This window comes from Methanohalophilus mahii DSM 5219 (genome assembly GCF_000025865.1).
Taxonomy (GTDB): domain Archaea; phylum Halobacteriota; class Methanosarcinia; order Methanosarcinales; family Methanosarcinaceae; genus Methanohalophilus; species Methanohalophilus mahii.
Genome location: NC_014002.1, coordinates 1,907,200 through 1,923,130, shown reverse-complemented (window position 1 = coordinate 1,923,130; position 15,931 = coordinate 1,907,200). Strand labels below are relative to the sequence as shown.

Here is a 15,931-nt window from a genome sequence, read left to right as displayed (position 1 = left end):
TTACAGGTTGAACGTATATGCTTCTTAACAGGCTGAAGGAGATAGTCGGCGATAAAAACGTAAGTAATTCGGCCTCAGACATCTGTTGCTATTCTTCGGATGCATCCCAGGTAAAGGGTCGTCCTGAATATGTGGTACGTCCACATAATTCAGAACAGGTGAGCAAGCTAGTAAAACTTGCTTCTGAAATAGAAATGCCTGTGGTGGCCCGGGGTGCTGCCAGTGGGCTTGCAGGTGGCGCAGTCCCGGTATGTGGTGGAATTGTGCTGGACATGAGCGGTATGGATGAGATTCTCGATATAGACATTGATAATCTGCAGGTAACCATCGGTCCCGGGGTTGTGCATTCCAGGCTAAACGAAACCCTGAAACCCCACGGGTTTTTCTTCCCTCCCGACCCGGGAAGTACTGCTATGTGTACTCTGGCGGGCCTTATAGCAAACAATGGCAGCGGAATGCGTTCCGTGAAATATGGGACTACAAAACGTTATGTGCTGGACCTTGAAGTAGTTCTGGCGGATGGCAGCATCATCAGGACCGGTTCAAGAACACTAAAAATGGCTTCAGGTTATGACCTGACATCCCTGATGGTAGGTTCTGAAGGAACTTTGGGTATAATTACCGAGGCGGTTTTGAGAATTCATCCCCTGCCCCGCACCAGACTGGTAATCCTTCTCTCCTTTGATAGTGCGGAAAAAGCGGGGGCTGCAGTTGTGCGTATCCTTTCCTCGGGTACAATTCCATCAGCCTGTGAAATACTGGACAGTACCACGATCCGTACCCTGAAATCCTATGATCCGAGTCTTGATATCCCTGATGCAGGTGCTATTCTTATGGTTGAAGTGGACGGTTCTCAGGGGGAAGTCTCCGAGGCTTCAGAAATGGTGAAAAAGGTATGTGAAGGGATTGCAGATGACATACGTGCGGCACGGGACGAGGAAGAGAGTGACCGCATTTGGGCTGCCCGGCGTATCGTGGGAGCGGCAATCAGTCGGCTGGACCCCCTGCGCAATCGGGTGTACGTAGGGGAAGATATAGGTGTACCGATAAAAGAGATACCCGAAATGATCAAGAATGTACACAGGATATCCGATGAAGTAGGAATTCCGATTATGATATATGGCCATATAGGAGATGGCAATCTGCATACCGGTATGAGTATAGATATGCTCAGTGAGGAAGAATGGGAAAAGCTCCACAGGGCTGCTGACCTTATCTACCGCAAGGCAATAGAACTAGGGGGGACGGTCTCCGCAGAACACGGTATTGGTGGTGCACGCGCAAACTACATGGAACTTGAGCATCCTACGTCCCTGCCGGTAATGTCCCTCATCAAGAAAGCCCTTGATCCCAAAGGAATCCTCAATCCCGGCAAATTGGGGGTGGATAAATGAATGATGAACATCGCAGGTCTATCCTGAAATGTGTGCACTGTGGAACCTGCAGGGCTTATTGTCCCGTTTTCAATGAATATGGCTGGGAATCCACCAATGCACGGGGCCGAATGCTCATCGCCCAGCAAATCGATGATGATTCGGATATTGATGACAGTTTCCGTTTTTCCCTGGATACCTGTACAACCTGCGGTATATGTGAGCAAATGTGTCCTTCGGGGGCAACACCGCCGGATGTAGTTGAAAATGCACGTGCAGCTGTTGTGCGCAAGGTCGGAGCCAGCAAGGCCCAGGAAAAACTCAAAAATGACACTGTTGAATGGGGCAATCCCCTGCGCGAATCCCGGCAACGCCTGCACTGGCTTGAACCGGCGCAGAAAGAAGAACTGCCTGATAAATGCGAATATGTTTATTTTGCAGGTTGTATGACTGCATACAGGTATCCGGAAGTTGCACGCAAAACTTTTGACATCCTCAAGAAATTAGGTGTGGGTGTTTTGGAGGATGAGGTATGCTGCGGGTCTCCTCTGCTTCGCACAGGCTCTGATGCCTCCGAATTGATCGGGCACAACCTGGAGCAGATAAAAAAAAGCGGGGCAAAAACCATAATCACGGGATGTGCTGGTTGCTACACTACCCTGAAAAAGGATTATCCCGATGAGTTTGAGGTACTTCATGTATCCGAATTTTTAGAGAAAAAACTCGATGAACTTGATATCCGAAAACTTGATATTTCCGTATCCTATCACGACCCCTGTCATATAGGCAGGGCACATGGTATATACGAAGCACCACGCAATGTTATCAGGCGTATCTGCAATCTTGAGGAAATGGACACGCACCATGAAAATGCACGCTGCTGTGGTGGCGGAGGTGGTGTGAGGAGAAGTTTCTCAGACCTTTCCCAGTCCCTCGCTTCCAAAAGAATGGATGAGGTTCCAGAAAAGGCCGAATTACTCGTAACTTCCTGTCCCCTGTGCCGCTCAAATCTTGAGATGGCTGCAGAAGACCGTGAGCTCATAGATATTATTGAGCTACTTGAAAAGGCCATGTGTTAATTTTGAAGTGTGGGGAGTTTCACGAAAATTTGCGTGAGGCTTTCGGTTTCTGTTATTTTCATCCCCCCTTTGTGTGTTTCAATGATTTCCTGACACATACGTATGCCTGCTCTATCCACGCTTTCAAGAGGGGATTTGTTGTCTTCGATTGTGTCTGGCAATTCAGGCACATATTCGATATATATATCGATATTTTCGCACCTTTTCAGGGTTTTGATGGATATTGTGGAATCTGCCGGGCAAAACCTGATGGCATTATCCAGCAAGTGGAGGAATACTCGTCTGAGGTAATTATAGCTACCAGAAATTTCATAATTTTTGTCATCAAAACAGGTATCTGTAGTGATTCTTTTTTCCCTGATTTGAATGGAAATGTCCTGTAGTATTTCTTTTAAAAATTTGTTTATATCTAGGGAGCTAAAGGAATAGCGTATGTTCTTTCTGGTTGTATCATTTGCATAAAACAATGATTCAATGAGTCTGTGAAGAAATATTGAATTGCGGGATATTGATTCCATGGCTTTTTTCTGTTCTGGGCCAAGTTCTCCGAGCCTTTCTTTGTTGAGAAGGTCGCTGAAGCCTTTGAGGGATATCATGGGAGTGCGAAGTTCATGACTGGTATTGGCAATGAATTCTTTTTTGACCTGATCAATAGTTTTTAGTTCTTCATGGGCCTTTTTGAGTTGCTCTTCAGTTTCTTTCTGGGCTGTAACATCTTCACCGGCAACCACTATTTCTCCAACTTCTCCCTCATCATTCCTCAAAACGGTCTGGCGCCAGCGAATTAACCTCTTTTCTCCTTTGCGGTTTATAATATGATTTTCCAGGTATTCGGGTATGCCCCTTTCATCTTCGATTAGTCTTTTGAATTGCTTCTTGACCTTTATTTTTTCCTCTGCAGGAACAAAACTGTCAATCCAGTTTTTACCCACGAGTACGGAGCCCTCATATCCCAGCACCTTTGCAGTTTTTTGGTTTGCAAGTTTGATATTCATATGCCGGTCCAGGATTATCATTATGGAACCTGCCGTATCTATGTACTTGAGTGCCAGATCCCTTTCCTGGCGGATCTGCTCCTGCAACCTTTTTACTTTTAGCAGGGTTTCAATACGGCTTTTGAGTATGAACTCATCAACCGGTTTCAGGACAAAATCATCCGCACCATTATTGAAGGCCCTGATTTTTTCTTCCCTGTCGTTTATGCCTGATATGATGATCAGGGGAATGGCACGTGTATCCTGACGTTGCTTGATGATCCTGCAGATTTCATGGCCACTGATATCATTGAGGTTAATATCCAGCAATATCACGTCAGGAGTTGTTTTTTCCATTATCTTTAAGCTGTCAATTCCCGAATTTGCCTTTGTTATGGTATATTCTGCCTGAAACATCTTCTCAATAATATCGGTATCTTCGGGCCTGCCATCTACCATCAGTATTTCTAATTGCTTCTTTTGAAGCATGAATTATCTCCTTCAGAGTACATATATATACATAGCATATATACATATAGTTATATAAAATCTCTTTGAAAATGTTCATTTTTTCTTGGATTCCCACATGCCGTTTTTACCGGAAATCAGGCATTTCCAGCTGTTACCCACAAGATCCATCCGGTCTGCCTTTTTTAAAGCTTCAAGAATATATTTGCGATTTCGTTTGTCTCTGTAATGGAGGATCGTGCGCTGGATCTTCTTGTCCCTTCGGGAAGTGGCAACTTCTATATTTTTACCAGTGAAAGGGTCAATTCCGGTATGATACATGCAGGTGGATGCTGTCATGGGGGTTGGTGTGAAATCCTGGACCTGCTCACTATACAGTTTATTATCACGTATGTATTCGGCAGTTTCGATCATCTCTTTAAGTCCGCAACCCGGATGGCCGGACATGAGATATGTCTGGAGGTATTGCTCTTTGCCCAGTTTCTTGTTGATTGCTGAATACATTTCCACAAACTTTTCAAAAACATCCCTGCCGGGTTTTCTCATACTGTCGGTGACCTTTTTTGAATAATGCTCCGGTGCCACTGCAAGTCTTCCACTGATATGTTTTCTACATATCATTTCCAGATACTCAGGTTGGGTCAGGGCAAGATCGTAGCGCACACCGTAGGTTATGAAAACTTTCTTCACACCTGGAATTTGTTCCAGACGGTTTAGTAGCTCCATGTTTTTGCTGTGGTCAGTATTCATTGACGGGCAGACTTCAGGATAGAGGCAAAACTTGTCGGTGCATACCCCCTTGCTTTTCCATTGTGGGCATTCCATTGAATACATATTCGCGGTGGGCCCGCCCACTCCATTGATATTTCCCTTGAAATCTTTCATTTTGGTGAGGGTTTTTGCCTCTCTTAAGAGTGATTCAATACTCCTGGAATTAACCATGCGGCCCTGATGATGGGCGATGGCGCAGAAAGAGCAGGCGCCAAAGCAACCCCTGTGGGTAGTGAGGGAGAAGCGCACCGGCTCAATAGCAGGGATGTCCTCTTTGTAAGAAGGGTGTTTTTGTCTGGTGTAAGGTAATTCATAAACCTCATCCAGATTTTGGGTTTCAAGAGGTTTTGCCGGCGGATTCTGGACAATGATAGTTTTGGGGTGGGGCTGGACAAGTATTTTTCCTCTTCCCGGGTTTTGCTGCTGCCAGAGGGTTTTGTAATTTCTGGCAAAGGCTTCCTTTTCTTCTGAAACCGTTGCGTAGGATTCCAGTTCGATATAATCCATGCCTTTAAGTTCTTCTTTCCAGGTCTTCACGGGGGTTTTCCAGACGGTACCGGGAAGGTCCTTTATTTGTTTGATGTCTTCTCCTGCCTGTAATCTGCGTGCGATTTCTTCTGTCTGGGTTTCACCCATCCCATATATCAGGAGGTCTGCCGGGGCATCTGCAAGAATTGATTTCCTTACCTTTCCTGACTGGAAATCATATTGTGCCAGTCTGCGCAGGGAAGCTTCCACACCTGCGATTACAATCGGGGTATCCGGGTATGCCTGATGTATACGATTGGAATATACAATGGTCGCCCTGTCAGGTCGCATACCGGGGGTGCCTCCAGGAGAATACATATCACGTTTACGTGGCTTGAGGGATGGTGTATAGTTGGATACCATTGAGTCCATGTTGCCGGCGGTTGCGGCAAAGAAAAGTTCCGGTTTTCCAAGTTCCTTAAATTCTTCCGGTTTATCGTGGGCCGGCTGGGCTATTATCCCTACTCTAAACCCTCTGGCTTCAAGCAGGCGGCCTATCAGGGCAGCCCCGAAGGATGGATGATCAACGTATGCATCGCCTGTCACTATGATAATGTCAAGGGTATCCCACCCTCTCTGCTGCATTTCTTTTTTTGACATGGGGAGGGGGTTTGATGTTTTTTTATCGTGTTTCATTGTTCTGGATCACCATATGGTTCGGGATGCACGCATTGAAAGCTGTATCTGGCGGTTGGCATCACTTTTTACCACCGGGCCATGGCCGGGATAGAGGGTTTCTACATCTATTTCTGCCAGTTTTTCTATGGATTCTGTGAGCTGTCTGGCTGAGCCGCCTTCAAAATCCGTGCGTCCAAATCCGCCGGATGAAAAGACTGTGTCCCCCGAGAACAGGCTTTTGGAAAAAGGTTCGTAGAGGCATATGCCTCCCGGAGTATGGCCGGGTGTGTGGATTACCTGAAGGGCTTGGATTTCGTCTAATTTGATCATATCTCCGTCTTCATAGAGAATATCCGGCTCGATGGCAGGTGCTTTCTGCCCAAAGAATGTTGATACGCTACCCGTATCATCTGCAAGCATGGTCTCATCTGCCCGGTGGATGCCGACCTTTGCACCACTGAGTTCCACAAGCAGGGGCACAGCTGCTGTATGGTCATAGTGGCAGTGGGTCAGGATTATCAGTTCCAGTTTATTGAGGTCTATATGACTTTCAATTTCCCGGGCAAGTCTTTCTCCATTCAGTCCGGTATCGATGAGGATGCTGTCATTTATAAGGTAGGAGTTTGCATCATTGGTGGTTGCATTGCATTGTATAACTTTCATGTAGATCCCTTTAGATTTTGAATGCGGTATAGGTGTTTTTCCGTGTAATTTCTGCCACTTCGGCAGGTTCAATGTCCTTTATTTCTGCGATTGTGTTTATTGAATCGGTCAGGTATGCGGGTTCATTGCGTCCTTTACGGGGGGAAAGGTAGGGGCTGTCTGTTTCTATCAACATGAATTCTTCAGGTACTGTGGCAGCGATCTCTTTGTGATGGCTGGAGAAGCAGACCAGGGTAGGTATGGATATGTAGTGGCCGGCATCAGTTATTTTTTTCATTGTTTCAAGTGATCCTCCATAACAATGAAAGATCACCCTGTCCAGATGCCCTGCCATTTCAAGTGCTTCATCCTCGGCATCCCTGCCATGTATAACCAGCGTTTTTGTATGGCTCTCTGCAATCGTGATGACCTGTTTAAATATTTCTCTCTGTTTTTTACGTAAAGTTTCATCGGTGCAGTGATAATAGTCCATCCCTGCTTCTCCAATGCCGATAGCCCCGGGGGCATACTCATCAAGCTGGGATAGGACTTCCAGTACCCTGCCTTCATCGGGATTGGTGGCGAGCATGGGGCTTAACCCTATTGTTGGGTGGATGCAGTCATGGGTTTTGGCCAGTTCAAGGGTTGAAAAGTTGGTTTTCAGATCAATACCCGAGTTGATCATTTCACAGGCCCCGGCCTCTTTTGCACGGAGGATGACCTCTTCACGATCCTTGTTGAACTTGGAAAAATCAAGATGGCAGTGTGAATCAATAAAATAAGGTAACATACCCTTCATTTTTGGTATGCCATCTATAACTATATTTTGATGAGATGCCCGCAGTGTCATATGAGAATATCAAATATTAGTATCTGATGATTTGTGGCTTAATTTGATAATCTCAATATATCCAGATCTAGTTAGCAAAAAAACAAAATATAAAGGGTTAAAGCTGTAAATTAACATTTCTTTTTCTTCCAAGCTCATTTCTATAATCTATCTAATAATCTATAGCAGTTAGCAGCGTTAATACAAAATTATAAATATGTCTCTTTTTGTATTATTTTTTGATTCATTAGTAGCATAAAAAAAGAATAAATAATCAAATAGTAGCATTAATTAAGTTATAATATTGTTGAAATATAACCTTGGGAGAATTGAATGATGCAACTGGAAATAATAAAAAAAATAAGCATAGTATTCATTTTATGTTTATCTCTGACATGTTTTGTCACTATATCTTCGGCTGAATCTGTGGAGATAGGTGGCAACATTCTGGATAGTGGAAATGTATCTTCCATCGCCTGGGATGGTACCAACTGGAGTGCTCTCTACTTCGGCTTAAATGAAGCTGGTTCCAATACTGAGATTTTGTACTACCAAGATTCGGATGGTACAAATCCGGGTATAGGTGCAGCACCAACCAATAATGTAATCGACAAAAAAGAACTCCTCTACAGTAGTCATACCTACAGCAAGAAGTTCAAGCTCAGCGCTAAAACAGATGCTACTGAGGTAAGCACATATTCTGTGATTCCCTGGTTCGGGAATAAATATGTCGCTGTCGACGATAAAGCCAGCAAAATGGCCTCTCTTGTCACAGAGCAGGGTGGAGGCTCGGAAAAGAAACTCAAAGAAGGTGAAGTCTGGGACCTGGGAAAAGGTTACAGTTTGGAATTGTTCCAGCTGGATGTTGAAGGGGACAAAGCATTTGTTCTTCTTTACAAAGATGGAAAGGAACTTGATTCTACTGTCATTAAACTCGATGGCACAGATGATGATAGGTCTTTCGTTGTAAAAGACGATTTTGCCGATCTTGAAGATGCTGTTTATTTTGTTACCTATATAGATGAAACCTTCCGCTGCTCCTCAGAATGTTTTGCTATATTCAAATATACGTGGTTGATAGACAAAGACAACGTCTCAACGATTGAAGAAGGAGACAAGGTTGGGTTGCTAAAATGCAGGGAAATTTCAGAAAACTGGATCAATATGTCCAATCATGAAGAAATAACTCTTGAAATGAATGAGAAGGCATATTTTACCGATGATTGGTACATCCGGACATCCAAATCTGGCAAGGGATCAGACGGTGGCTATCTTTTCTACCCTGCAATGAATGTAGTTTTCGAAACCGCTGAAGATGCAAGTACACAATCTGAAAATGTGGATAATACTGACAATGAAGATGTGTCAGAGGAGAACGTGACTACTGTTGAACAGTCACCTTCATCCTCATCTTCAAAGCCTTCGCAAGGCACTGATAATGACATGGATACACCTTTTGCAGACGCCTCTGAAGAAAGTAAAGAAAAGCAGACGGATCTAGAGAGTAAAAAAACCCATGCAGCTGTTCCAGGTTTTGTTTCCATTACAGCAATTTCAGGTCTTGTGGCATCTCTTTTCATTTTGAGAAGAAGGATTAACTGAATGGAGGTCTCGCTTTGCCATTGAATAATTTAGATTGGAATGATATTTGGAACGAAATGATGCAGGCCAACCAGAAGAATGACCATAATAGACGTGGTGATTGTGCAAATCTATGGGACAGCAGAGAAAATGCCGAACATTTCTGGGAAAGGTCCCGGAATAATAAAGCACGTGTGGATAAGACCCTGAATGAATTACCTCTTGACCCGGATTACAGTGTTCTGGATATAGGTGCAGGTCCTGGAAGTCTGGCAATTCCTCTTGCAGAGAGGGTATCCCATGTGACTGCAGTTGAGCCGGGCAAAGGGATGCTGGAAATTTTGCAGGAGAATATCGATCAGTACGGTTTGGATAATATCTCCTGTGTCAAAAAACGCTGGGAAGACCTGGACGTTAATAATGACCTGAAAGGTCCTCATGATATTGTTATTGCTTCTTTTTCATTGGGGATGCCGGATATAAGGGAGGCAATCGAGAAAATGCAGGCCGCATCTTCAAAGTATGTATGTCTTTACTGGTTTGCAGGTGAGACTCCCTGGGATTCTCATTCCCGTAAACTCTGGCCTCTGCTTTATGGTGGGGAATACATACCTTCCCCGAGATGCGATGTTCTCTACAATGTGCTCTACAACATGGGAATATACCCGGATATGCATGTGTTTTCCCTTGAGTATGACAATTCCTTTTCTTCAATGGATGAAGCGGTTGATTTCTTCAAATCCCGCTACACAATTGAGAATCAACAGCAGGAAGAGATAATCAGGAATTATCTGGAAGAAGTACTCGAAAAGCAGGGCGACCGTCTTGTGGAAAGTGGGCACACTACGAGGGTAAAACTCTGGTGGCAGTTGCAAACAGAAGAACAAAAATCCAGATAAAGTGTATTTATGAGGTGTATTTAAATGAATATTAAAAAGATCACGATATGTGCAATTCTGTTACTAGCTATTGGTTTATTATCATCACCTGTCTGCCTTGCTGCAGACGGTGAAGTAACGGATGTTGAACGTCATGTTCCTGAAACGATTTCAGCCGGAGAGCTAACTGAAATCAAGCTGGATATTACGGGAGAAAAACCTTTCGTAGCAGGTGTTGTGGAAACTATACCACCGGGTTTTACATTCCCGAATAACGACGAGGATATTTCAGACGCTGAATACTTTAAAGTTGACAGGGGTGCTGGAAAAATCGCCTTCAATGTAATTGATGAAAATGAAATCGTCTATAATGTAATATCATCTGAAGGGGATTCAGACGGGTTTGAAGGATACTGGGTTGACATGTTGTTCCAGACTCAGGAACTTAATGAAGGAAAGGAACGATGGACTCCGGTCACAGATCCCTATGCAGCGGCAAACACGCAAAGTTCAGGTCCTTCATCTGGTACTGAAAGTACCGCTTCACAAACACCCGGTTTTGGCACTTTTCTTACTTTAATGTCACTTGTTGCTGGTTTATTTGTTTTTGGAAAACGTAATTCAGGAGGTGATCAGGAATGAAACCTAAATTTACATTGTGTATTGGAATATTACTGCTTGCTTTAATCATATCAATAATACCTACAGCTTCTGCAGCTACAGCTCTACCATGTGATAATGGTGATGGTTTACTTACAGAAAAGGAAGTTTCAGATGCAGTTTGTGACTACATGCTTGAAGAGAGTTCCTATACTCTCGATGATGTCGGGGATGCTTCATATATATTGACTTTCTGGGAAGGTAAACCGAAAACAGTTACTGATACACATGACAGGCAGGTTACTTTCCACAGGCCTGTGGAACGGATTATTACAACCAATCCTGATAATTCCAGAATTGTAATTGCCCTTGGTGAGCTTGATAAAATGGTTGCAACCGATGAATGTACACGAGATGGATGTATCCTTCCGCGGGATTCAAACGGTGAAAAGGTTGCCACAGATGCATGGAAATCCCTACAGATATATGGAGGCGGACAGCTTGATGATTTCCCTGAAACAAATACCCGCAGGGAAATTGATTATGAGACAATGGCCCTTCTCCAACCCGACGTGATTTTTGACGCGCCCTGGTACAATAGAGGTGATACAATTGAAGAAAAAGTGGGTTCCCCCTGTGTGGATGCAGGTACAGGGTTTACATTTGAAGAAACTTATGACCATATCCAGTTGATGGGTGAAGTACTGGATAAACAAGAGCGAGCTGATGAGCTGGAGAATTTTGTCCGCTCAAAGGTTGATATGATCGACTCTGTAACTTCAGAGATGGATGAAAATGAAAAACCAATCGTCTATTTCGCACCCAGGGGTGCAAAAAAAGGTTTCTATGACTCTGTTGAAGGCAGGGATTTCACACGTACGGAGGCTGTTTATGAGCCACTGACCATTGCCGGTGGAATCAATGTTGCAAAAGATTGCACAGGTGACAAAATCAATGTGCCACCAGAGCAGATTATTGCCTGGGAGCCGGATGTTATTTTTGTTGCCTGGTCTTCTACTTCGGCTTTAGGCGAGCCCAGCGGATCTGATTTTGTAATGGAGACGCCAGAACTTGGTGAAATTCCAGCTGTGGAGAATGAGCAGGTCTATGATTGCATCTATCCATATTGCAGAGGCAGGCCTCTGGATAGAAGTCTGTTGAATATGATGTATATGGCAAAACGATTGCATCCAGAGAAGTTCAGTCATATCGACATGGAAAATGAAGGCAACGAGATATATGAACAGATTCTCGGTATTGATGGTCTTTTCACAGAGTTTGCTGAATACCAGCCTTTCCTGAAAGAAGTGTATTGAACAAGCTGTGACAAAATGATTTGTTTTTGGGTATACAATACAATTCATCCTCCTGGTTGTTTGTATGCCCTTTTATTGTACTGGTGAACAATATGAAAAATCCGTTTAAAAAAGGATCAGATGATACCAGAGTGGATGCAAAAGAAAATCCACAAAATAAACCAGAATCACAATCACGTGCAGATTATCAGCATTATATTGGCAGAAAAATGCTTTTTATGGCAATTATGATAATCCTGCTGGGTTTGATTGGAGCGTTTATAGTAACTATCGGTCCTCTTGATATTTCTGTGCCCGATGTTTATAAAATTCTTTTGTCCAGCTTATTTCCGGGTAATTTTGCAACTGAAGGACTACCTTCACAGGTGGTATGGAATATACGTCTGCCCCGCATTGTTGCAGGCATAATGGCCGGTTTTGGATTGGGAATATGCGGATGTGTGATGCAGGCTGTTCTGAAAAATCCACTTGCAAGTCCATTTACACTGGGTATTTCCGCTGGGGCAAACTTTGGAGTGGCGGTTGCTGCAGTAGTAGGTGTAGGAGTAATAGGTGGCCCCTATCTGCTCGTGGGCAATGCCTTTCTTTTCGCCATGCTTTGCGCTCTTTTTATAATTGCTCTGGCAAGTTTTAAAGGAGCGACATCTGAAACTCTTATTCTTGCAGGAATTGCAATAAATTATCTATTCGGTTCCCTTAGCGACTTGTTCAGATATTTTGCTACGGATGAACAACTTAGGGTTATGGTAAGCTGGGGGATGGGAGACCTTTCTGCCTTTTCCTGGAACAATTTTTTACTTCTGCTTGTTGTTTTTGTAATATGTACGCCTTTGCTTTACATGAAGGCAAATGATCTCAATATTATGGCAATAGGAGATGAAAATGCAAAGAGTCTGGGAATTGAAGCAAATAGGGTTCGGATGTTCAGTATGCTTGTTGCCAGCTTACTGATTGCAACCATTGTTTGTTTTACAGGAACCATTGCCTTCATAGGCCTGGTTGCTCCCCATATGGCACGGATGGTAATAGGATCGGATCACAAATATCTATTCCCGGCTTCTGGTTTAGTGGGGGCTCTTGTACTCATATCAGCGGATGCTACAGGGATGAATATATTGAGGCCGACTATGATACCGACGGGCATAATGACTTCCTTACTGGGAGTACCGTTCTTCATGTATCTAATACTTAAAAGAAAAAGGAAAGAGTTCTGGTAATATGGTAAACATAAACGTAAAGGATATCTGTTTTAGTTATTCCAGTACAAAAATACTGGAAAATGTTTCAGTAGATTTTGACAGTTCAAGTTTTGTAAGTATCGTGGGGCCCAATGGAGCGGGTAAATCGACATTACTTAAGTGTATGAATAAGATCCTTGTTCCAAACAGCGGGGACATTCATCTTGATGAATGCAACCTTCAGAAGATGGAACGTATGGAAGTTGCCCGAAACCTTGCTTATGTGCCCCAGAATTCAAAGAGAGTATTTCCGACCACAGTTTTTGAAACTGTACTAATGGGCAGGCGTCCTCATCTTGGGTGGTTTAATAGTAAAAATGATACAGAAAAAGTATGGCAGGTCCTTGAAGAAATGGGTCTGGAGGATCTGGCTTTACGCAACTTTGATGAGCTAAGCGGAGGTCAACAGCAAAAAATATTGATAGCCCGGGCACTGGCACAGGATACAGGTGTAATTCTGCTTGATGAACCAACCAGCGATCTTGATATCTGGCATCAGCTGGATGTAATGGAAAATGTGAAAAAGCTTGTCAAAAAAAGGAACGTTACAGCTTTGATGGTAGTCCATGATCTAAATCTTGCTTCCAAATATTCAGATAGAATATTGATGTTAAAGGACGGGAAGATTGTAGCTGCTGGTGACCCTTCATCGGTTATGACAATTGATAATATCGCAAATGTATATGGAGTGGAAGCTCATGTACATACACTTTTTGATATTCCGTATGTGATGCCACTTAAACAAATAGGAGCTGCGTTAAATGTTTAAGTACCATATTTGAAATAATCAGCCGGAATATTTTGGCTCGATTTATTATCAAAGAAACAGGCAATTTCCATTCAATAATCTATTAATTATTGAATTACTTATTTTTCATTCTTTTTAGAAAGTAAGAACTTGTAAATCTATCAATCCTGATTTCAAATATAGATTAAAGCATATTTATTTCCTAGTTTTTTGTTAATTTCTAAAAAAATAGTTTATGTGGGGTCTGGCTGGTACATCCACATCAGTTCTAAAATATGAGGAAGATAACATAAAAGTTATCTTCACAACATGGCCCTCATTTCTGGAGGAGCATGTTAATAGCGGTTACGAGTGCTTCGACGGATGCATATACAATATCTGCACTTGCAGAACGTGCGGATACGATCCGTCCGTTTTCATCCTGTACGCCTACTATCACTTCTGCAACGGCATCTGAACCTCCGGTTATTGCTTCAATGCGGAAGTCGTGGATGCTTATGGTGGCGTGTTCCCCGATTATACCGGTTACCGCCTTGAGTGCTGCATCAACGGGACCGATTCCGATGTTTGAAAGAATCTTTTCTTCATCGTTAACCAGTGCTTTCACAACGGCTGTAGGTGTTGTGACATTTCCCGTCATTACAGACAGCTCTTTGAGGTCGATTGCGGGCTTGCCCATTGGTTTGTGCATCACTGCACAGGCGATCGCGTACAGGTCAGCATCTGTAAGACGCTTGCCCTTGTCTGCTATTGTTTTGACCTTTTCTATGATGTGATTGAGTTGTTCATCATTTGGGTTAAGATTGGCAGTTTCAAGGGATCTGCGTACTGCATGTTTGCCGGCATGTTTGCCTAGCACGATACGGCGCGTGTGTCCTACCATCTCCGGGGTCATTATGCCCGGTTCGAATGTGTCAGAATTCTCGAGGACGCCGTGGGTATGGATTCCCGATTCATGCGCAAACGCATTCTCGCCAACTACCGGACGATGGGCTGTAATAGGAACAGCTGTATAACGTTCAACCATTCGGGCGGTTTCAACTATATATTCTGTATTGATATTCAGGCTGGCACCGTATATGGATTTGAGACTCATGACCGTTTCTGCCAGATCTGCATTGCCGGCTCTTTCACCAAGTCCATTAATCGTCACCTGTGCCTGGTTGGCGCCCGCTTCGATTGCCATCAGGCTGTTTGACACAGCAAGCCCGAAGTCGTTGTGACAGTGTGTATCTATGGGTATACTGATCTGCTGGCGAAGATCACTTATCATATTGTACATGCCCGACGGGGACATAACACCCACGGTATCCGGTACATTGATGATATCACAACCGGCTTCTTCTGCTGCCCTGTAGATTGCTACCAGATAATCGAGATCGGTTCGTGTGGCATCCATGGCAGAAAACATACATCTCAGTCCGTGGTCTTTTACGTATCCCACGGCCTGGGTGGCCATTTGTTGTACTTCTTCACGACTTTTGCGTATGGTATGTTCCCTCTGGATGTCCGATGTGGAGACGAAGGTGTGTACCATGTCCACTCCCGCATCTATACAGGCGTCGATATCTTTTGTAAGCACCCGGGCAAGACCACAGATCTCTGAAGTAAGGCCTGCCTCGGCTATGGATTTAACCGATTCCTTGTCTCCTTCGGATGCAATTGGAAAACCTGCTTCAATCGTATCCACTCCAAGTTTGTCAAGCTGAGTTGCAATATTGAGCTTTTGTTTTGTGGTCAGGGATACACCAGGGGTTTGTTCCCCATCGCGAAGAGTAGTATCAAAAATGGTTATTTCTTTATTTCTAATCGATTCAGCGCTGTAAAAAGCGATCCCTCAGTTGATTCTTCGCATACATGATAATTCCCGCAAATTACTTTGCTTTTCTAGTATTTATATTTGCGTGTCATTTATGTTTGGATTTCGGGAATCCATGTGAGATGCCTTGTCACGAAATCTATATATATTATGGTGGTATCTTTAGGCTGCTTTCGATGACCTGTTTCATGCATAAACCCATGCTGGTTTATCGTGTGAGTTGTTCCGGCTCTGTCGGATAACAAGGTTTATATACCAAAAGCAATATCCATGAGTTCCCGCGCATAACGCGCGTGGAAACATAATCACCTTCACATTAATCAAATGGAGACAGGAGATAACAATTCTGTCTGACACACGCAATGGCAGTTCGGTGAATTCTGATCGTTAGTTATTAAGAATTCACTGTGCAGGGCCTTTAATCAGCATCCATGTTGTTTAACAGGTACCCTGCCAACAATTTCCTTTA

At 43.6% G+C, this 15,931-nt stretch carries 13 protein-coding genes; 8 read left to right on the top strand and 5 right to left on the bottom strand.

The window, feature by feature from the left end:
* Nucleotides 1–17: 17 nt before the first annotated feature.
* Both MMAH_RS09760 and MMAH_RS09755 read left to right on the top strand, forming a co-directional pair.
* Complete coding sequence (locus tag MMAH_RS09760; protein WP_013038387.1) at nucleotides 18–1,394, top strand: FAD-binding oxidoreductase; 1,377 nt, start codon at nucleotides 18–20, stop codon at nucleotides 1,392–1,394.
* Nucleotides 1,391–2,452: a (Fe-S)-binding protein gene (locus tag MMAH_RS09755; RefSeq protein ID WP_013038386.1), complete on the top strand. Its 1,062-nt coding sequence runs from the start codon at nucleotides 1,391–1,393 to the stop codon at nucleotides 2,450–2,452. Before MMAH_RS09760 ends, MMAH_RS09755 begins: the two co-directional genes overlap by 4 nt.
* On the opposite strand, the gene MMAH_RS09750 is transcribed toward MMAH_RS09755, so the two are convergent.
* The 4 genes from MMAH_RS09750 to MMAH_RS09735 form a co-directional block, all read right to left on the bottom strand.
* Entirely contained in the window at nucleotides 2,449–3,915 is a 1,467-nt protein-coding gene (locus tag MMAH_RS09750; RefSeq protein ID WP_013038385.1) for a response regulator, read from the bottom strand. The genes MMAH_RS09755 and MMAH_RS09750 overlap by 4 nt on opposite strands.
* A gap of 75 nt (nucleotides 3,916–3,990) precedes the next feature.
* Nucleotides 3,991–5,829 (bottom strand): YgiQ family radical SAM protein, encoded by a 1,839-nt coding sequence (locus MMAH_RS09745; protein WP_013038384.1) that lies wholly within the window; start codon nucleotides 5,827–5,829, stop codon nucleotides 3,991–3,993.
* A gap of 9 nt (nucleotides 5,830–5,838) precedes the next feature.
* Nucleotides 5,839–6,474 (bottom strand): MBL fold metallo-hydrolase, encoded by a 636-nt coding sequence (locus MMAH_RS09740; RefSeq protein ID WP_013038383.1) that lies wholly within the window; start codon nucleotides 6,472–6,474, stop codon nucleotides 5,839–5,841.
* Nucleotides 6,475–6,484: 10 nt separating this feature from the next.
* Nucleotides 6,485–7,303 carry a TatD family hydrolase gene (locus MMAH_RS09735; protein WP_013038382.1) on the bottom strand — a complete coding sequence of 273 codons (819 nt, stop codon included), beginning with the start codon at nucleotides 7,301–7,303 and terminating at the stop codon, nucleotides 6,485–6,487.
* A 312-nt stretch (nucleotides 7,304–7,615) separates the two neighbouring features.
* Between MMAH_RS09735 and MMAH_RS09730 the strand changes: the two genes are divergently transcribed.
* From MMAH_RS09730 to MMAH_RS09705, 6 genes are all read left to right on the top strand, one after another.
* The gene (locus MMAH_RS09730; protein ID WP_013038381.1) at nucleotides 7,616–8,884 is read left to right on the top strand and encodes an S-layer protein domain-containing protein; all 1,269 of its coding nucleotides are present in this window, start codon (nucleotides 7,616–7,618) and stop codon (nucleotides 8,882–8,884) included.
* 14 nt (nucleotides 8,885–8,898) lie between these two features.
* Nucleotides 8,899–9,762, top strand: coding sequence for a class I SAM-dependent methyltransferase (locus MMAH_RS09725; protein WP_013038380.1), 864 nt, complete (start codon nucleotides 8,899–8,901; stop codon nucleotides 9,760–9,762).
* Between the two features lie 24 nt (nucleotides 9,763–9,786).
* Entirely contained in the window at nucleotides 9,787–10,383 is a 597-nt protein-coding gene (locus MMAH_RS09720; protein WP_013038379.1) for a hypothetical protein, read from the top strand.
* A complete protein-coding gene (locus tag MMAH_RS09715; protein WP_013038378.1) occupies nucleotides 10,380–11,657 on the top strand; it encodes an ABC transporter substrate-binding protein in 1,278 nt (425 codons plus the stop codon). Before MMAH_RS09720 ends, MMAH_RS09715 begins: the two co-directional genes overlap by 4 nt.
* A 92-nt stretch (nucleotides 11,658–11,749) precedes the next feature.
* Nucleotides 11,750–12,874 carry a FecCD family ABC transporter permease gene (locus MMAH_RS09710; RefSeq protein ID WP_013038377.1) on the top strand — a complete coding sequence of 375 codons (1,125 nt, stop codon included), beginning with the start codon at nucleotides 11,750–11,752 and terminating at the stop codon, nucleotides 12,872–12,874.
* 1 nt (nucleotide 12,875) lies between these two features.
* Nucleotides 12,876–13,664, top strand: a complete 789-nt coding sequence (locus MMAH_RS09705) for an ABC transporter ATP-binding protein (protein WP_013038376.1) — start codon at nucleotides 12,876–12,878, stop codon at nucleotides 13,662–13,664.
* A 295-nt stretch (nucleotides 13,665–13,959) separates the two neighbouring features.
* On the opposite strand, the gene MMAH_RS09700 is transcribed toward MMAH_RS09705, so the two are convergent.
* Nucleotides 13,960–15,453: a 2-isopropylmalate synthase gene (locus tag MMAH_RS09700; RefSeq protein WP_083774856.1), complete on the bottom strand. Its 1,494-nt coding sequence runs from the start codon at nucleotides 15,451–15,453 to the stop codon at nucleotides 13,960–13,962.
* Nucleotides 15,454–15,931 lie beyond the last annotated feature (478 nt).